General features: G+C 35.0%; 14 protein-coding genes and 1 riboswitch. Of the genes, 12 read left to right on the plus strand and 2 right to left on the minus strand.

Annotated elements, in window-relative coordinates:
• Positions 1–3 precede the first annotated feature (3 nt).
• From P2W75_RS09975 to P2W75_RS10025, 11 genes are all read left to right on the plus strand, one after another.
• Positions 4–2,736, plus strand: coding sequence for a hypothetical protein (locus tag P2W75_RS09975; protein ID WP_276380288.1), 2,733 nt, complete (start codon positions 4–6; stop codon positions 2,734–2,736).
• Positions 2,723–6,433 (plus strand): contractile injection system tape measure protein, encoded by a 3,711-nt coding sequence (locus P2W75_RS09980; protein ID WP_276380289.1) that lies wholly within the window; start codon positions 2,723–2,725, stop codon positions 6,431–6,433. Before P2W75_RS09975 ends, P2W75_RS09980 begins: the two co-directional genes overlap by 14 nt.
• 53 nt (positions 6,434–6,486) lie before the next feature.
• Positions 6,487–8,391, plus strand: coding sequence for a hypothetical protein (locus P2W75_RS09985; protein ID WP_276380290.1), 1,905 nt, complete (start codon positions 6,487–6,489; stop codon positions 8,389–8,391).
• 20 nt (positions 8,392–8,411) lie between these two features.
• Positions 8,412–9,245: a hypothetical protein gene (locus P2W75_RS09990; RefSeq protein ID WP_276380291.1), complete on the plus strand. Its 834-nt coding sequence runs from the start codon at positions 8,412–8,414 to the stop codon at positions 9,243–9,245.
• A gap of 66 nt (positions 9,246–9,311) precedes the next feature.
• Entirely contained in the window at positions 9,312–10,235 is a 924-nt protein-coding gene (locus P2W75_RS09995; protein WP_276380292.1) for a hypothetical protein, read from the plus strand.
• Entirely contained in the window at positions 10,225–11,589 is a 1,365-nt protein-coding gene (locus tag P2W75_RS10000; RefSeq protein ID WP_276380294.1) for an ATP-binding protein, read from the plus strand. The genes P2W75_RS09995 and P2W75_RS10000 overlap by 11 nt, the downstream gene beginning before the upstream one ends.
• Position 11,590: 1 nt before the next feature.
• A complete protein-coding gene (locus tag P2W75_RS10005) occupies positions 11,591–12,148 on the plus strand; it encodes a hypothetical protein (RefSeq protein WP_276380295.1) in 558 nt (185 codons plus the stop codon).
• A 28-nt stretch (positions 12,149–12,176) separates the two neighbouring features.
• Positions 12,177–13,571 carry a DUF4157 domain-containing protein gene (locus tag P2W75_RS10010; protein WP_276380296.1) on the plus strand — a complete coding sequence of 465 codons (1,395 nt, stop codon included), beginning with the start codon at positions 12,177–12,179 and terminating at the stop codon, positions 13,569–13,571.
• Positions 13,572–13,685: 114 nt separating this feature from the next.
• A complete protein-coding gene (locus P2W75_RS10015) occupies positions 13,686–14,057 on the plus strand; it encodes a hypothetical protein (protein ID WP_276380297.1) in 372 nt (123 codons plus the stop codon).
• Between the two features lie 97 nt (positions 14,058–14,154).
• Positions 14,155–14,601 (plus strand): hypothetical protein, encoded by a 447-nt coding sequence (locus tag P2W75_RS10020; RefSeq protein ID WP_276380299.1) that lies wholly within the window; start codon positions 14,155–14,157, stop codon positions 14,599–14,601.
• 169 nt (positions 14,602–14,770) lie between these two features.
• Entirely contained in the window at positions 14,771–16,405 is a 1,635-nt protein-coding gene (locus P2W75_RS10025; protein ID WP_276380300.1) for a DUF4157 domain-containing protein, read from the plus strand.
• 265 nt (positions 16,406–16,670) lie between these two features.
• Here the strand turns inward: P2W75_RS10025 and P2W75_RS10030 are convergent, their stop codons facing one another.
• Both P2W75_RS10030 and P2W75_RS10035 read right to left on the minus strand, forming a co-directional pair.
• On the minus strand, positions 16,671–17,816 hold the full coding sequence (locus P2W75_RS10030) for a DUF5074 domain-containing protein (protein ID WP_276380302.1): 1,146 nt from the start codon (positions 17,814–17,816) through the stop codon (positions 16,671–16,673).
• Complete coding sequence (locus tag P2W75_RS10035) at positions 17,813–19,960, minus strand: TonB-dependent receptor (RefSeq protein WP_276380303.1); 2,148 nt, start codon at positions 19,958–19,960, stop codon at positions 17,813–17,815. Before P2W75_RS10035 ends, P2W75_RS10030 begins: the two co-directional genes overlap by 4 nt.
• 11 nt (positions 19,961–19,971) lie before the next feature.
• Positions 19,972–20,172: riboswitch (cobalamin riboswitch) on the minus strand.
• Between the two features lie 323 nt (positions 20,173–20,495).
• Here P2W75_RS10035 and P2W75_RS10040 point away from each other — a divergent pair.
• Entirely contained in the window at positions 20,496–20,714 is a 219-nt protein-coding gene (locus tag P2W75_RS10040; RefSeq protein WP_276380304.1) for a hypothetical protein, read from the plus strand.
• The last annotated feature ends 3 nt before the right edge of the window (positions 20,715–20,717 follow it).

Here is a 20,717-nt window from a genome sequence, read left to right on the forward strand (position 1 = left end):
AAAATGGATACAGTCAACTACATAGTAAAAGATCAGCTTCCGCTCCATCAGGATTTTACCGGCCTGAAAGAGAAAGCGCTTGGCTATATCCAAAGTCATATTGGGTACGAATGGACGAATTTTAATCCGTCAGATCCCGGGATTACTATTTTAGACCAAATCTGTTATGCCCTTACAGAATTAGGTTATTGTACCGATTTCAGCATACCAGATATCCTGACTAATTCCAACGGAAAAATTGAAATCGAAGACCAGTTTTATCTGCCGGCAGAGATTTTAACGACCGCTCCGTACACCATAAACGATTATAAAAAATACCTGATAGATGCCGTACCAAACATTGATAATGTGCTTATTACAACTTTCAACAGCAACAATTATCCGTTTAACAAAGTCTATCAATTTTATCTTTATATAAGTCCGCAAATCAGCAATGATTCTGATCGTGACAATGTTTGCAATGAAGCGTATTATTATTTGAACCAAAGCCGAAATTTAGGCGAATTATTCAATAAACCTATCGCGCTACAGCCTATAAACTGCTTGATAAGCTGTTTAATCGAAATCCAGAAAAACATCAATCAATATGATCTTTTACTGGAATTACAGGATAAAATTCGTTCGTTTATTTTTGCCAAAGTAGTACAAACAGGTTACGAAAGTGCTTTAATTTCTGAATACACAACTGCCGAAATATATGACGGTCCAAACTTAAAAAACGGCTGGATTCCTGATAATGAACTGACTTTAAAAACAGATTCTGTACAAGTAATTGATTTAATTCCGATAATTGAATCCATCAGCGGCGTGGTTTCGGTTTCGGGATTACAACTGCTTCAGGATGGAAAAGCGGTTTCTGTTTTACAATCACAAATCAATCAGATTATTGCTATTGATGTTTTAAACTCTTATCAAACCAATAATCTTGTTTTAAGCTGCAACGGTAAAAATCTGCCTTGCGATATTACTGTAAATGCTTTAAATATTGTTGAAGATACGTACGAGAAAACCACCGCGATTCTCAATAAAAAAGAAACCAAAAAACTGCCTAAAAGCAGTTTTAGAGATATTAACACCTACTACTCTATCCAGAATACTTTCCCTGAGCAGTACGGCGTTGGTGCAGATACTATAGAAGATCATTCGCAGCCTGTAAAAATTGCACAATCACGCCAATTAAAAGGCTATTTAACCTTGTTTGATCAAGTTTTAGCGAATCAATTTTCGCAGCTGGCAAATATTTCGAAACTATTTTCTTTTAAAAATTCGGTTTGTGGCGCACCCTCAGACGAAGAAACTTTTTATGCGGTAAAAGATAAATATCAGCAGAAACATCTTGAATATCCCGTTCCGTACAAAATGTTTTCGCCAAGTTATTTTTATCAGTCCTTGTACAATGTTCCGCATATTAAACCTTTATTAAAAGACAATAAAACGTTTAGTTATTCGACAGGAAATGAGTCTGAAACCGAACTAAAAGAGAAAAGCTGGTTCGAATACCAGCAAGATCCGTACAATCCGTACATCTTTGGTTTAATGAAGATTATGGAGGAAGAAGATACCAATTTGGAACGCAGAAACAAACTGCTCAACCATCTTTTAGCCCGACATGGCGAATCACCTAAAGTAATCGATTCGATTATTGACGATACAATTTATACCGGCGATAAAAGAAAAGACCAGATTATTGTAAAAAGTCTGTATCTGCAAAACTTAGGATTATTGTCCTACAACCGTCAAAAAGCTTATAATTTCCTAACAGCACAGACAACGGAAAGAAAACCTGATGAAACTTTCTTTCAGATGAAAGAAAAGCATTTTCAATACATAAATGAACACACCACTGATTTTATTTTTAAATCAGAAGAACTCAACAAAAAAGAAAAAATACACCAAAACGATTTCAACAATTTTTCAGGAATTGAATTGAAACTAAACTTGTTGTTTGGATTGAAAAACATTTATTCCAATTTTATAAATGCCCAATTCGAAAGTCTGAAAAGCAATCCAGAAAGTACCGATTCTAATGTGTATATGACGGTTCAGAAAACGTTGTGGTTTATCGAGAAAAGAAAAGGAAGTATTTTTCTGGAAACAGCACTTCTTTTAAAATCACTGTTTTTTAATCTTCAAATTATAAAGGAAAATCAAGAAAACACTGTTTTATATCAGTCTGAAAACCTTGATTTTCAAACCATTTCTCAGTTAAATAATATTTTAAATACTTCTAGTGAAACGGTATTAGACCAAGAATTGCAAAATGGCTATTTGTCCTTTTCGGGAACTCAATTTGCGTTTACATCAGAAACTGAATCTATTATAGAAAACCAAAATGAATTCATAAAATCTAAAGTTTCTAATTATGCTTTCAGAATAAGTATTGCCTCTGGCGACGGAAGCGTTTCGATGAATTCGAAAGTATTTAAAAAAGACCTATTGATTTTGTTTCCCGATTTTGTGCCGGCTTTTCAAACCAAGGAATTCAAACAACGATTGAAACAATTTTTAAAAATCAGTCTGCCTGTCAATCTAAGCTTCAAATGTGTTTTTATAAACAGTCAGGATTTTGGCGCCTTTATTCTCAATTATATCAATTGGCACAAAAGCCTGCGATTTAAAGATTTGACCTCATTAAGTCAGGCAGAAGCCGCGGTGCATTTAAAACCTGTTCAGCCTGCCCTGAATGTTATTAGTAGTTTAAACCAAATTTTAGAGTCAAACCATGGAAGAAATTAACCGCCATATTGTATCGAGTCTAAAGTGGAACACTACTTTTGACCAAAGAGAAGAAGGATTTAAACTTCAGGAGCGATTGAGCCACTGGAGTAAAATTTCCCTTCCGGGAGAAGCTGCATCTGTATTTAACGAATTATGCCCGCCTGAACAAAGCTGGCGTATAGAATCGTTAGAAATCGATTTGGGAATCTGTGATTACAGTGATCTCGAATTTGACTTGAGTACCAAAATACGCACGCTTTTAAAAGAAAAAATCGAAGAACTGATTATTTATCAGAACCATCAGAAACAGAATTTAATATCGGTTTACAACAAAGAAAAATCAATTCTGGAAAACCTGACTGTTTTTCTAATTGAGGGATTTTTACCGTGGAGTTACCAAAACAAAGAAGGTTCTGTAAACCAAATTATGGCAGAACTACTTCAGAACAATCTAGCGGAAATTATTGCCATTATCAAAAAAGAAGGAATCAAACACGAACAAGTCCGCAAAAGAATTTCTTGGCAGTTTGATGAAAAAAACGTCAACAAAATAATTACGGCGCTTGAACCTAACAACAGCGATACGATAATAGAGTTTAGTTCGATTATTACAACGCTTCAGGTGAAGGAAACGATTATACAAACCAGTACCGCAAGTTTTAGAAAAAACCTGTATTTTTTTATTTTAAACTTCCTGCTTTTGGAACGCGGAACGCTTTTTAATAAAGTCGCTTTTATGAAAAGCAGTATTCTGCAAATGGCTAATCATTACAATATTGCCTATGCCGAACTGATTGTTTTGATTGAAAATACAGTGGTTAAAATATCCGACAATACCACGAGAAACAACGATTTTATATACACTTTAAAAATGCTGACTCAGGAATATGAAGCACAAAAAATGCATCATACTGTTCCGCAGGTACAAACCAATTATTGGCATCTTTTAGAAAAGCTTTTAATACATAAATCAGAGCGTAAATTGAGAACTCAGAAAAACGATCTCAACGAACTGATTGCGGTATTGAATTCTGAAAATCCGTCGAAATTCAAAACGTTGCTGAGCCGTGTATTGCAAAACGAAACGGCTGTTTTTGCTCTAATTGAAGATTTAGATGAAAATGCCATTAAAATACTATTTTCAAAACTAGATACTGATTCTTCATCTTTAAATCTAGATTCGGTATTGTATTTAAATACATTGAGTTCGGTATTAAAACTAAAAAACAATCCGAAATTCCTTTGGCAGACGTCGATTGCTTTTCTCATCAAAAATAAAAATGCAGCTCATACTACTTTTTTACTGCACTGTATTACAGAACTGAGCAAAGCAAATCATAAAGAACCAGTTCAATTATTGGGATCGTTTACCAGCGCTGTTGTTCCGGTAACGGCAAAAAATAGTAATTCGGCTATACTTTACACGCGTTTAAACAGCATGTACTGCCATGAAATCGACAAAAAAAATTCGAATTATCCGGCGGTTCATTTTAAAAATCTGGTGGTAAAACTAGAAACCGAATTCCAAAAAAGTGCTTCAAAAAATACGGTTTTTAAAGACTTGCAGAAATCATTAATTAAGAATATTTATCTGCATCCTAAAACGGCTTTTGAAGTGATGCTTTCGTATGAAAACAAAGAATTCATCAAAAAAATTATTCCGCTTCTTTTAAACCGAGAGCTTTTGCAATTGATTATCAAAACGGCCAATTATAAGAAAACCAAACTGATACAAACGGTTCAAATGGTATATGAAATATTAAATTCAAAAGAAAAATACGATCTGCCCGAAGAACTTTTAACAGATGATCTGCTGCTGTTTAGTATTCAAGAAATGTTATTGCATCCAGAACATAATTCGTCTGTGTTTCTTGAAACGGTTATTCTGCAATTATCCAGAAAAACAACGGCTGTCAAACACATTGATTATTTTAGGTTTATTACCAAACTGCTTCAATCCAAAAGAATCAAAGCGTTTGGAATTTCCATTAAAAGAAGCTTTTTAATCCAGCTGAAAAACAACAATTCGATAAACATTATTGAACTGGCTTTATTAATACAAAATACATCGCAGCAAGCGCAAACTTCGCTGGCCAATGTACTTACGGCTCATTATGATGATCCTAGATTTTCAACATTGCGAAAACAAAACCAAAAAGAAAGCGATGCTATAATCGGATATTTTTTAAAGAACGGAAAATCGCTAAAAACCAATTGGATTAAGGAAAAAACAATCTGGATTGCAAAATCAAAATCAGTTTCGAATGCGCGTATCACAATGGATTTAAATGAAATATTCTGGACTGTTATTTTAAATTATAATGCGTACAAAGGAAATCAGGTTCTATTTCAAAAATTGATTGAAAAAGCATTTACTACATATGCGAAAAACAAATTCGGCATTGATTCTCAAAACATAGAAATTAAAAAAACGTACGAAGAAATAAAAGATAATTACGTAACAGAAAAGCTATTAGATGTTTTGAGTGAAGAAACTGAAAATGATGCATTTCTAGATGAAAATACGTTTGAAAACCCAGTAAAAACAAGATCGTCAGAGTCTTTACTCTTTGACCAAAAATTTACAGCTAAAGAAAAATACGATTGGTATGTTTCAATTATCTGTCAGAAAGAAATTCCGTTGTTAGTTCATCTTTCGGAAAACATTGAAATCAGTGATTTATTAAATCAAATTATTGCTGCCGACACTAAAATATTCTTTCAGATTTTAAAAAAAGAATTTGTTTCTGAAGCACAAACAGACTGGCTGAGCCGAAATATTCATTTCAATGTTCTTTGCGCTTCTGTAAGCAAATTGGATCAGAGCAAAGAATCGTATTTACGTATTCTGGAAAAATTCTATCACACTTTGGGCCGCATTACTATAAAAGGAATTCATGCCAAAGATTTACAAAGTCTGCTGTTGCGAAAAGTACTTAACGCTGCCGCAAATGACAATTGGAGATTAATCTCGATTGATAAAATCTGGAATGAATTAATCTGGGAAGTCGTAACTAAAAAAGGAATTTCTAAAAAGAGTTTCCTTATGGATATCGAAAAACACATTTATCAATTTCCGCTGTCGCTTCAGTTGAGTTTCAGGGAAATTACACAGGTAGAAAAACAAACTATTAAAACGAAAAAGAACATGGAAATGCTTTCAGAATTTGAAAAACAAAAACCCGTTAAATCCACAAAAACTACTGTAAAAGAAAGTATTCCCGTTCGAAATGCTGGAATCGTGCTTTTGAACAGTTATGTCCATATGCTTTTTGAAAGGTTAAATCTGGTTCATAATAACGAATTTACCAGTATTGAAAATCAGATAAGCGCAGCACAGTATTTACAATATGTGGTAACCGGACTTACCGTAACCGAAGAGAATTTTTTACCGCTGAACAAAGTCATGTGCGGACTTCCGCTTAACCAGCCAATACCCGATGAAATCGAAATTCCGGAACAAAACAAAACCTTAATTACCGGTTTAATCACTGCTGCAATTTCGTATTGGGATGCGATTGGAGATTGTTCTATTGATGGTTTTAGAGGAAACTGGCTCGTACGAAACGGTCTTTTAACCGAGCATGAAGAACGCTGGGAACTTGTCGTAGAAAAAAGAGCTTACGACATATTGATTTCCAGATCGCCTTTTGCTTTCTCAATTATTAAATATCCCTGGATGGCAAAACCGCTTCATGTAGTCTGGCCTTACTAAATCTAAAAATAAGATCCTATAAAATAAGTAATTAATCAATAAAAAGAACCATTATGAACACCTACAATGAAAATTTACATTCTAGTGTTTTAACTTCATTAGAAAGTCAGCAATTGGGTAAAAAACAACTCGATTCGCAGTTAAATGCCTCTATGTTTACGCTGTATTACGCAGAGGGCGCCGAGATTGTAGCCAATGAAAAACTGGACGCTACAACTAAAATGTACGAAGACAAACAGCACATTAACAGTGTGGCTGTCAAAAACAAAAACATGTCCGATAACCTTTTACTGTCTGCCAACCAGCAAAAAACGTATACCTCGCAATCTGTAAACAACGTAGCAGTTGCTGCAGCAAACATACAAGTGGCGACCAATGCGATTGTACGTTTGGCAAGCGATGTAGGAAGCATTTTTAGTATTATAAACGCTGCCGATTACGGATCTCAGATTTACCGTCAGAGTGAAGAAGTGTATAGTTTAATGAACAAAACAGCGTACAATGCCGAGTTAACTTCACAGCAGGCTATGGAAGCATCAGCCTCTATTGCAGAAGTAACTTCGGGAGTTGTAGCCGATGAAGCAAAAGTAACCAGCGATTCTGTAAACAGTCTGCTTCAGGTTACCACAGCAGATTTGACTGCAATTACCGCGATTTTAACAGCCGATAATGATACGAAGTCGCAGGCAAGCATGACTACTCGAAGTGCCGAAGGTGCTATTAAATGCAGTAAAGTGGAATACGAAGCGGCGAAAAAAGCGTATGATATCAATAATAAAAATTTCAACCAAAATTTAGTAGTTACGGTACCCGTTCCATTTGATTCTGTTAAAAAAACGTTTACCGTTTCATTCGATCCTTTTAAAAGTCCTTTTTCATTTAGAGATGCGGCAAATCAGGTTATAAAAGATCCGGTAAGAAGCTATAATATCATTATCGTAAAAGAAAGTAAAAAGTCCTTCTTTACGATTTCTACTGCCGAAGATTTACTACGCAATTCTTCACAGTATTTTAGAGTTCCTACACCATCAAATCCTGATCAGGAATTAAAAGCTGTAATTGCCATGGAGAATCTGTTAGACTCAGACAATCAAGCTATTGTACTAGGAGAAAAATATGTTGCTTTTTTACTAATCCAATTTACAGAAGATTACAAAAAAGAAATCAACACATTTGACGATTATCTTTCTGTGGCATCTGAATCTTTCAAATTAACGCATACGTTACACAAAGCTGACAAACCTGTACGTTCAAAAATATACGATTACGAGTTCAAGGTTAAAAAAGATGCTTTAGTAAGCGATAAAAATATTGATTACAGATTCATTCTTCTGCCTTATCCGGATGATTTGTTGACAAATGAAGATTTAACAACGCTGGAAGACAAAACTGAAATTTTACAGCTAAATGAAACTATCGAATTATTTGATAATGAAATTAATAAGCTGAGTCAGGAAGTAGATAATCTAAATGCCAACATTAAGCATTTAACAGCTGAACTGGCTAAGGATCCAAAAAATGCAGCTGCAAAACAAAACCTTTCGAATTTTAAAAATTCATTGGCAGAAGCAAATACAAGACTTAGTACTGCCAAAAATCAGCAGAAATCTAAAAAAGAAGAATTAGCAGAAGTAGAGAAAAATTATCCAAAACCAATTCAAAACAGCGGTGCTTTCTTCTTCAACCTAACTCTTGCCGAGAATGTTCCAGCGGGAAGTTACATCTCTGCCGTTCCCGCTAAAGGTGAAAAAGCAGAGAATGCTTCATTCGACACCTATGATGTAAATATTGATGGTACAACAACGGATAATTTTGGAAATCCATTAGTGGATCAAAAACAATATATTCCTGTAGTTCTTTCCTATTTCAATGGCAATAAAATTAACAGTGCCCAATATTCCAACAATCTTTCTGACTGGGAAAACACAGATCTTATCACTTACAATTTAAAATCATAAATAATTAATATTCTAAAAATATGGAAGCTTTATTATTAACTCCGATTTCAACAAAATATGGAATTACCGAAAAGAAAAAATCTGAAATAGATGCCTTAACAAATCAAGTTATAGATACAACCGCAGAAGTACAGCAGCAGCAAGCTATTGTAACATCGCTTGTAGAAAAATCACAAAGATACCAAGGATATTTACTTACTGCAGAAAACAACCGTACACATGCTTTGAGCAATAAGGCATTGGTCGATCAGGTTGTTCAAAACGCTTACAATCTGGCTTATAACTCAGACATCACGTTTAACAAAATGATTTTGTCATCAGCAAGTACTTCGATTGTTTCTAGCAGTATCAGTCAGCTTATTAACCAATTAATTTTTTCTGTAGAATTGGTAAATAAACTGGCCAATCTGGTAGTTCGCAAAAAAGCGTTAAATCCATTGATTTCTGATGATCTGATTGCTAGACTGGCTTCAGCGGGAACAGATGCTAATAACGCCGTTGCGCTCACACTGATTGCTTTAAAATCGACGGTTGCGGCTGAAGCTTCTGTTTTAGAGGCTGAAGCAGTAATAACACTTGAAAACAAACAAGCTACAAAACTGTATGAAACCCTTACAGGCGAAAATCATGATTTAGCAATTTCTACAAAAGCTGTTTCTGGAAATTCACTACAAGCCCTTCTTTACAGAGCCTACGACAATGCTAAAGAAGCGTATGAAAATGCCAAAACAGCAAATGACCAGACGAACAAACAGCTGAATATTGCCAACACTAATTTGAATAAAGCACAAATTAAATTACAGTCTTTACAAGCAGCCCTAGCAGCAGCAAACGCAGCGGCTTTGGCATCTTAATTAACTCAAAATGTCCATTGTACAGTCCTCTGTACAGTGGACTTAAACTCACTAATTTTTAAGTTTATGGATCGTATTTATAAAAATTTCTACAGACAATTTTACTTAAAAACAGGAGGATTTGTACCCACAAAACCCCTAAATCAAAACCTGTTTCCGGGAGATTATTTTCAAATCAAAAACGGAGAAATCGTTTTACTGGGAAACTTATATCGCAATTCGATTGTAAACCCTCAGGATGTTGATTTAAGCGGTACCATACCACAGAATAGTGCTAACTGGAGTTTTAGCGATGGTATTTCAAAACCGTATTCGGGAAGAGGACATGGCCAGGCTCCTATTGACGGGCAGTTTGAATTCAGCCGTCAGATATTGGCTTTTGCAAATCCGGGCAGTTTTATTTTTAAAGCAGAACAGCCCGAATCTGTAAAAATTAATAACTGGAACGAAATTCAGCAATCCCTGATTATAAAGCTTACACAGTCTATTTATTCCTTTAGGGAATTGTATGTAGTGACCGAAAGTGCCACAGCCAACAGCACCACCCTTGCTATTGCAGGAGAATCTTCTGCCGAACTCGAACTCGCAAGTGATACTGAAAATTTTGGTCTGGCTGATCTTTTCGGACATTCAAATACCAAAACGATACAATCCAAAGACATCGATTATTATCATCACGAAACCAAACGAAAACCGGCTTATTTTAAAGCTAAAAAACTGATCGTTCAAGAGGAAAAAATTTCCTATTTCATTAGTGATTTTATCAGCAGAAACAATCATTCTTCTGAATGGACAAATGAACTTTTTAATTCCCATTTTGATAATACGGTCGAATTTAATTCAGAAAGAGTACTGCAAAACGCACAAGATCATCTTCTGGATATGATGCAGTCGAATGAACTAAATCCAAATACGGCACTACTCTATTTTAAATGGGCAAATGCAAGTCTGGATGACATTGAGAAATTATTTGAAGGGTATGGAAACTAATCAAAATGTAGCTTCGCTGTATGCCGAAATGGATTGGCTGCAAAAGGTTATCGATCAGGTAATCTGCAGTTATCTGCTTCAGGAAGGTCATGAAAACCGATGGCAGGATATTCCCATGCCTGATGGGTTTGATGAAGAAAACAGCGCTTACCACCAAAAATTAAACGAATGGAATCTTAATCTGTACGAGCGCCTTTGTCTGGCTCTAGTTCTGGCTCCTCAAATACGACCTGAAATACTGGATATTTTCTTCAGTAAAAATGCCATGTATGATCGTGGATTTACGGAGTTTGGAGGTGTTGTCAGCAAAAATCACAGCGGTTTTTTACCCACGGGACAAACTTTTGCTTTTTTAGCAACAGCTGTCGATCCTGAACTTCGTGTTGAAATGCTGCAAGTGCTTCATGCATCAAATATTCTAATAAAAGAGCATGTTATATTTCTTGAAGCTTTGGAAGCAAATGTTCCGCTTTTAAATCAGCTGATTTCAGTAAACGAACGCTGGCTTCAATTTTTCCTAACTGGAACATTACCGCGTTTGGAACACAGTGTTTCATTTCCTGCCCAACAGATTTCCACCAAACTCAATTGGTCTGATTTGGTATTGGAAGATCATATCATGCAGCAAGTTCTTGAAATCGAAGCTTGGCTGAAGTACGGTTCCGTTTTAATGAACGAATGGGGACTTGACAACAAGATAAAACCAGGTTACAGAACACTCTTTTATGGACCGCCCGGAACTGGAAAAACGCTGACTGCAACCTTATTAGGAAAAAGCAGTGATCGCGAAGTATACAGAGTAGATCTTTCGATGATTGTCTCTAAATATATTGGTGAAACCGAAAAAAATCTTTCGAAAATATTTGATACGGCTCAGCATAAAGATTGGATTCTGTTTTTTGATGAAGCGGATTCTCTCTTTGGAAAAAGAACACAAACCTCATCTTCAAACGATAGACACGCCAATCAGCAGACGGGTTATTTGTTACAGCGGATTGAAGATTTTCCGGGAGTTGTTATTCTGGCTTCCAATTTAAAAGAAAATATGGACGAAGCTTTTTCGAGAAGGTTTCAATCTATGATACATTTTACGATGCCTGCAGCCGATGAAAGATTGCTTTTATGGGAAAATGCATTTTCAGGCAAATGCCAGCTTGATCCTGCTATTGATCTGGAAAATATAGCCGAAAAATATGAGCTTGCCGGAGGTGCCATTGTCAATGTACTTCGATACTGCGCTTTGAAATCCATTCAAAAAAATGAAACAATAGTAACCCTTCCCGTTTTAATTGAAGGCATCAGGCGTGAATTTAAAAAAGAAAACCGAACTATAAGTGTCACTCAAATGAACTGATATGAGAAAAACGGATGATAAACCTGCATCAATGGTTTCTAAAAGGCATTTTTATTCGCATGAAATAGAACTGAAACTAGGGAACTGGAAGAAACATTTTGATTTTAATTACAGAAGCACTGTAATCGTAATGGCCTTAAATCATTTCATAAAAGAGCATGAATTAGTCGTAAACGGATATTTAATTACGACCAAAAGTCTTTTTCTAATTGTAAAAACAGAAAAAAAATCAATTGATGAATTGGTCGAAAAAATCGAGCTTCATATCACTTTTCTGTTAAAAAAATACGACAATAAGTTTACCAATTCAATTTCTAAAGATGATTTTTTAATCGAAATGGAAAACATATTGTACACAGTTCACCAGCCGCTTTTCAAATTAAAAATGATAAAGAGTCATTATTTAATAAAACTTATTACTGGACAAAAAATCGATATTCCGTATTACGATCCAGAACTTGAATATTTAAAACTGCTTATTAAAAACCATCCTTTTTGTTCTTCAATTGATTATTCGGGGGCTTTGGGGCCTGTAGAAATTGTATTGTTGAAAACTTAAATAAGATACATATTTAAAAAATGAAAAAATGGCACTACAACATAAAAAATCACCTGAAAATCTTCCTTTGATTACTGCAGCTAACGAGAATAAAAACACTTCAGCAGTTCAGTTAAAAGATAACCGTACGAGATCTGCTGTAGAACAAAAACTAAGCAGTACTTCATCAAATCTTGTTCAGAAAAAAGCTAATACTACTGGTTTGCCCGATAATTTGAAATCAGGAATGGAAAATTTGAGCAATAAAAACCTAGATCATGTAAAAGTGCACTATAATTCATCCAAACCAGCTGCCGTACAAGCCCATGCATATGCACAAGGTTCAAATATTCATCTTGCACCTGGCCAAGAAAAACATCTGCCTCATGAACTTGGTCATGTGGTACAGCAAATGGAAGGACGTGTAAAACCTACCGTAAAAATTGGCAATACCCTTGTAAACAATGACATAGGATTGGAAAAAGAAGCAGATATTATGGGGGCAAAAGCGTATCAATTTAAGAGTAAGGCTTCGAAAGATATCGTGCAAAATAAAAAGATAGCAACAAATTTCTCTCCTCAGGAAATGCAATTAAAAGCACATCAAGAAAATCTGACTACTAATTCAAAAGCTGAAAAAGTTGTCCCAACAAAAATTAGCAATGCAATCCTTCCCGTAATACAGCGTCTCGGCACAAATGTAAATATGGTAGATGAAACCGACAGACACTTTGATACGCCCTCTGGTAAAACCCGTTTAAGAGTTAATCCAAATGCTGATGCTTATTTAGAAGATCAATTTGAAAAAGGTTCTGCAGCTAAACATGCAAATGTCAGTCTAGGAGAGAAATTTACGCATGCTATGGAACATGTGCATACAGGAATTCCTTATAACCGTCAAGGAAAAATAGATGCTTTTGATGAACATAGACAACCTCTTGAAGATGGCAAGACACGTAGAGAAAGAGGATTGGGTGTCATGTTACATGGTGATGCTGCAACTTGTTGGGAAAAAGCAGCATTTTTTCATCTAGTATTGGCAGAATTGGGTATTCCAACTACAATGGAAGGAGGATATGACAAAACCGATGACGAAGGACATGCATGGCTGGTAGTTCAACCGCATGCCGATTTTTTTGGTGGTAAATCTGTCGTTATTGACCCAACTACCGGAAAAATAAATAGTCGCGAGGTATTTGAAAAAAGATATAATATAACAGTACCTGCTAAAGCCGTAGCTACACCAAAAGTTGCCCAAGATCCGAAAGAAATTGAGAAAGCGCTACGTGAATTTAATAGCATTTCCAATTTGGGAGGAATCGTTAAAAAATCTGTTTTAGGAATTGTCGAACTAAAAATTGAACGAGCGATGAATGAGCGTAAAATAGAAACCGAACGAGTGGAGTTTGAAAAGTTATTAGAAAAATTTAAAAACTTCAAATAGCAACCTTAAAAGAGTTTTAGAAAACACCCCCATCGCCGAGATATTAATAAAAGCTAGAGCAAAATTATATTCTATTATAAACACTAAAAATAACCAATTAAAAAATTTAAAATCATGTATGAACAAGTAGAGAATTCAAAAGAAAATAAAAGTACTATAGTTGCTAACTCTGTTATTCAAAACAAGAATAATGATAAGAATTCAAAGGCAATTGTAGATAACCGTCCAGAATCTATTTTGCAAAGAAAAATAGGAGATGCAATATCTAGTAGCAAAAAGAATGTGGCACAATTAACAAAGCATCCTAAACAAGCTTCAGGAACAGGTATGGCTAGAAAAGACCCAGGTCATGGAAATGTAAAAAGTAAACAACATGCAGAAAAACGAGCAGAAAAAGACGGAAAAAGAGAAGCAAAAAGAGCTGCGGAACGAGAGCGATTACAAGCAAAAAGAGCTGCAGAAAATGCGGCAAAAGGAGGCAAATAAGAAACTCGCAAAAAATTATTTAATGTAAAAACCATCTTTTTTTACACCTTATTACTAAGCAACTTCTTTTCAAAAGAAAATAAACTTAAAAGAAAAAATGAAAGCATATACAGACAAAACGCAAGAAGAAAAAAAAAGCCAGTCAGCAGCATCTGTAGTTGCTCAGAAAAAGAGTAAGGGTAAATCTACATTTCAGCTTATGGACAATAGGCCTGAAAGAACAATTCAAAAAAAATTAATCAATACTACTAACATTACTCTTCAAAGAAAAGTTGGCAATAATCAAGAAAAATTAATCCAACGTATTGGAGCTAGATCAAATACATTTCGTCTTGTAGTAAATGGTGTAACCAGAGATCAGATAGATGATGCAATAGACAATATTCCTGGAGGAAATGGAGGGCATGCCGAGCTTAATGGAAATGCTGGATTTAATGTGGTTATTTATGCTTTACATACCCTATCAGTCAGTACTGTTAGAAACTCTTTAATTAATCAACTCCCCAATGCAATTATTGGCAGCATAACACGATCTGTTGAGTAATAACCAAAAGGCAACTCTAAAAATGCAGAGTCTACAGAGATTGGCAATAAACCAAAACCTAAAGTATGAATTCATACGCTGATATTAGGCAAAATGGAGAAACAAAAAAGAATAAAAACACTATGGAACACCACAAGTAAATAACGTTTTTTTATTAAACTGATTCTATATGCAACAATATCAAAAAATAAAAGCCCAATCCCAAACCAATTCAGCTGCTGCCAATTCAAACAGCACGGTCATCCAGAATAAGGCAGTCGAACTTCAGGATAACCGCCCTGCATCTATTTTACAAAAAAAAGCAAACAATACTGGATTACCAGATAACCTGAAATCAGGCATAGAAAATCTTTCTGGTCATTCTATGGATGACATAAAAGTACATTATAACTCAGACAAGCCGGCAAAGCTGAATGCACATGCATATGCACAAGGCACAAATATACATCTGGCATCTGGTCAAGAAAAACATCTACCACATGAAGCTTGGCACGTAGTACAGCAAAAACAAGGACGGGTAAAACCTACTTTGCAAATGAAAGGTAAAGTAAATGTAAATGATAATAAGGGTTTAGAAAATGAAGCTGATGTAATGGGGAAGAAAGCTACAGCTAATGATCAATTGGTTTTAAATCCAAATAAAAAACTGCTCAATAAGCATTTTTCTTCTTCTACCTTTCAAAAGGTTAAAAAAAAGGAAACTCCCAAAGAGAAGTTCGAAAGACAAATGAAAGAACTAAATGAGCATATTGCAAAAGCAAATGACAAAATAGCCAATATTCATAAAATAAAAGCAGAGTTAGGAACAGATTCAGCTACAACGCCAATGAATCCCGCCGTTCATTTAACTGGACTGGGTACCACAGATACCCTTCATATGACAAAACACGAAGCAAGATTAGCCAATTTCAGTTCGATGATAAAAGAATTGGTTAATTCAAAACAAAAGAACAATGTTACCCCAGAGGTACAAATTGCTTTAGTAAAATCAACATTAGATGCTTCTGAGTCAATTTATGTATCTGGAAATACGGCAAATTCAAACAAGAAAACCGGAATAAATAGCAAAAGTGTATTAGGAGATTATTACAGACAAAATATACGTTCTATAAGCGTAAATCGAAGAGTAAAAGGAATTGAAGATCTTGCAAAATCAGTCAGTTATAAATCAAAAGGAAAATTAGTAGTCAAAGGTACTTTTAAAAATTCAATAGCAGCTAAAAAAGGAGAATCAAAAATAGATTTGAAAAAAAGAATTGTACGTAAATTTTTTGATGAAAATAAACATAATGCCCAACGTGTGTCTGGTACAAGTGCCAGAAAGTTTGCCAGAGCGCATGTTAAAAAACGTATGAGAGTCCCTGCTAATAAAGACAATATACACGCTGAATCAGCCATACTAGCCAGTATTAGGGATACAAAAAATAAAATACAAGAAATTGGCGGTACAAAAGTAGCCTGTATGGCTTGTCAGGCTTATTTTACCAAGTTAGGTGAACAAGCGCTTCTAGGTGATTATACAGGATATGGCTGGATCTCTAAATCATCTCAAAAACAACTACAGACCTTAATGAATTCTATAAAATCAGCAGAGGATTATTTAGTAAATCTAGTAACGATTTTAGAATCCCGATTAAAATCCTTAAAAAGATTTACAGGAGCTGCAGGAGATAAAGACATATCACAAGCAGAAATGGAATCAGATGTTGATGATACAGATTCTGAAGACGAAGATTCTTTTGTAATTCTTCAAAATTCCGCTTTAATAGGTCAGATAGCCGATATTTTGTTAAACGTCAAATAGATAACTAACATGGAATTATCATATCAGTATTATAGATCATCCATAAAACATTTAATCCCATAAAAAAACAAAAACTATGAACACAAATTTAAACTGAATCTGTTACGCTCCTTTTCTGTAAGGATACAATCCTATAATAGCCTATACAGAATAGTTAAGTGGTTTCCTGCTATAGGTTGTATTCTTTACAATATAATTTAGAGCACCACAATACTAATTAACCCATAACCAAAAACCAAAAACTAACAACTGACAACTAACAACTTTACTTCTTCGTAATAAAAGCAATATGAGCCGGAATATTTCCAGCGGCGGTTTTCCATTTTAATTTTCCATCGGGAGTAAAACAATAGATATATCCTGTTACGACATAGTTTTGAGCATCAGTAATATATATTTCTTTGGTTTCGGGATTTACCTGAAGTCCATACGGAATCATTATTTTTTTGTCGGTACCATCAGTAATAATTTTGTCCGTTACGATTTTCTTGGTTTTAGTATCTAAAATCCCATAACTCACTTTGTTGCTTCCCGTTAAATAACTCCATGATACACTGTAATAATACAATAGATCATCGACCAAACAAGTTCCCGAAACGGGAATATCAAGCTGCATTTTCTTTTCGTCGGTTTTGGTATCAATTACAAAAAGATTTGACGGCGTGTTGTAATAATCTCCTCGTGAACTCACATAAATATCTCCCCTGCTGTCAATCTGCATGCTGTACAAATTAATGCCAACATCAATTTTTTTAATCTCAGTAAAAGTTTCAAGATCGATTACCGAAACGGTTCTGTCGTAATTAGGAACACGATAGCCACCCGAATTGGCCACATACAATTTTCCGTTATGCACTACCATTTGTTCCGGCTGATAACCAACGGTAACTTTACGTTTTATTTCTAAAGAAGTAGTATCAATTTCGGCTACAAATCCAATTTCGGCATTCGGATCAATCGCTACTGGACCTGAATACGAACTTACGTAAGCCTTGTCTCTGTAAAAAGTAACATAACGACAATTAGGAATATCAATTTTCTTAATTCGCTTTGCAGTCCACTTTTCAAGTACTTCAACCTTATTCGAACAATTTATAACAACATATACTTTGTTACCATAAATTTTTATATCATTACCTACATCTCCAAGCTCCTTTACAACCGATGGATTTCGTTCTGAATACACATCTGTAGTATAATTTCCAGTTCGATAATTAAAGACATCAAGGCTGGCTCTGTTCATTCCCATATTGCCTTCATTGAGCAGATAAAATCCCTCAATATTTCCATCACTTCGTGGAGCCGCCACATTAGTATTTGAAGAAAGAAAAATCGTTTCATCTTCTCGGCACGAAACCAGATTAAAGATTACAAAAGCACTTAGAATTATTTGTATAAGGTTCTTTTTCATAATTCGATACTGATTATAAATTTGAAGGTTCTGCCCGGCATCGGATAATTGTAAATCACTTCATATTGCTGATTAAAAGTATTGTTCACTTCCACGGCAGTATTCAATTTGTATTTGCTGAAGAGGAAAGATTTCTGCACAGCCAAATCGTGAGTGTACCAAGGCTGAACTTCATTTACTTTGATATTATTGACATTTCCGTTATACCGTTTTCCAACGTAAATAAAACTGTAATTAAAATTCCATGTTTTGTATCCAGCATTCAAAATTGCCGATCCGCTGTGCCATGGTGTATAGGGAATCTGGTCGCCATAAGATGAGATTTCTAAACCAACAAATTTTGTAAAATCACGACTTTCAGAGTATGTATAAGTAAGATTGGCAGTAAGATTTACTTGGTCAATATGGGCTGCCGCATTTAAAACTGTTTCGATTCCCTTACCTCTCACCTGCCCTATATTGGTAATCATCCAACGGAAAAGATTTCCGGTTGGTGCAGCGACAATTTTATCTTTGGTATTCGTGTAATACGCATCGGCTTGAATTGAAAGTCTGTCTAAAAAACTTTCTTTAAAAGGCAGGTTATATGTAAAACCAACATCGTACTGATTCATATATTCCGGTCGTAAAGTACTGGAACCAATCATTGTATAATACAAATCATTGAAAGTAGGCATTCTGAAAATGCGTTTTGCAAACGCTCTTAAATTAAAATCATATTGCTTAAATGGTGTATAACCCAGAAACAAAGCAGGCGTAAATTCGGTTTTATTAGGCGGTTTTGCATTGTAACGAACTTCTTCGATTACACGAGTACCCACAACGCTTCCAAGAACTTTAAATCCGTCATATCGATAGGAACTTGCCAATGAAAATAATGCAGTATAACGTTGTGGAAAAGAAAACTGAGTTTGAATTCCCCTTCTGGTGGCATTTAATTTATTGTACTGAAAATCAGTGGAAAGAGAAACATCCCAATTTTCTAAAATACTGTACATGTTTACTGCCGAAAAATACACTTCCTGCTGATAATAACTATCGTCAGATTGGGCTCCTTCGGTTACAGGTTCTCCTAAAACTTGTGTGGTATCTCTTGCAATATAATGGGTGTAATCGTATGCGTATTTACCTCTGATTTGGAATTTATATTTCTCGGAAACATCTTTCGTTAAAAAAGCCTGAGTAAAGAAATTCTTGTCAAACTGTCTGAAGCCATCTTTAAATTTATTTTCTACAATAGCACCCGGCGCCCCTCTTTCAGAATCATAATAATACACTTTGGCATCCCAAGAGCCATTATTGATTTTTCCATAAAGTCCTGATTCAAATCGAAGCGCTTGTATATCGCTGTTCCAACGCGTTGCTGTAGTGTCATAAGCCGTGCTTCCGTCCTGATTTTTTCTTTTGTATCTAAATTTATACTGACCATTTGATTTAATAAATTCAGAGCTGACACTCATACTTACATGATCGCTCAGTTTTTGTTCCCAACGCAAAGAAGGATCATGGTAATCAATTGACATGGTTTTGTAACGAACGAGCAGATTTGATTTTTTGCTTCCGCTGAAAACAGGTCTTTTCGTGCGTAAATAAATTGTAGATGCCGCTGAAAAGTCTTTTGCCGACTGGAAAATTTCACTTTTTTGTCCATTATACATCGTAAGTGATTCCATATCGTCTAACGAATATTTCCCAAGATCGGTTACACCATTCTGTGCATTTCCAAGCTGAATACCATCATAAAAAACACCCACATGATGCGTACCCATATTACGTACATCAACAGTTTTGAGTCCGCCCACTCCGCCGTAATCTTTTATTTGTGTTCCGGCAAAATAACGAAGCGCATCTGCCACATTATGAGCCGACAGATTTTCGAGCAAAACACCCGAAAGGCTTTGTACAGGAATAACTTCCTGATAGGGTTTCGTTTTTAAAACTACTTCTTTTAAAACCCGAGAACTATCAGCCAACGTTTGAGAGTGAAGCAAAACAGGAATCAATAAAATAAAAGCGGCGAAAAAGGTTTTCTTAAAATTGTACATCATTGTTGAATTAAACCAACTTTCTGATGATGATATAAAAAACCATAGAAAAGAATCCCGCTGTATATCAGCCGGTAATTTCTTTGTTTTCCACTTCATACCACGAAAGTTTTAAACTATATGATTCTGGCAGGTCTCCTGACTTGTTCCATCTTTAAAACAGCCTTCTCATCCGCGGCAGCGAACAATGGCATAAGTATCGTTTAAAGACGTAATAGAACTTACAGTAGCGGGTCTGTTCAGGAGTTACACCTGATTCCCTTTTAACTATTCTTCTTAATGAAAAATAGACCAAAATCTGGAGCAAATATAGGGTTATCTTTTAAAAAACGTTTTACTATTTCCACTTTCCTATCGTTTATTCAAAAAGAAATCTTAAAGAGTCCAAAATATCGTAAAAGCAGGCATTTCCGTAAGAAGTTACATAATTATCATGTCTAAACTCTTAAAAACATGGGAATTATGTAATAATTTAAAAAAATACTGTAAGAATTATACGAGTTTAAATTTTATATTTGTTAAACATGATTTCCAAAGAAAGGTAAAATCTGTAAGATTAGTAATCTTTATGAGCCTTAGTCTAAAAACATTTAAATCGTTTTTTTAAAATATGCCCTAACATAAAAAATGAAAAATGAAAAGAATTATATGCCTAATCCTCTTGTTTTCCCTTTCCGTTTTTTCGCAGACTCCGCCGCCGCCTGGTTTACCTAATCCTCCAACGGGGCCTAATCCACCGGGACTTCCCATAAATGAACTGGAAGGAATATTATTTGCTGCCGGAATCTTATTCGGCATTTTTGTCCTTAAAAAGAAATATAAAATTAAGCTTCTAAAAAAAACATATTTCTAAGCC

The organism is Flavobacterium sp. H4147 (assembly GCF_029360735.1).
Classification (GTDB): Bacteria; Bacteroidota; Bacteroidia; order Flavobacteriales; family Flavobacteriaceae; genus Flavobacterium; species Flavobacterium endoglycinae.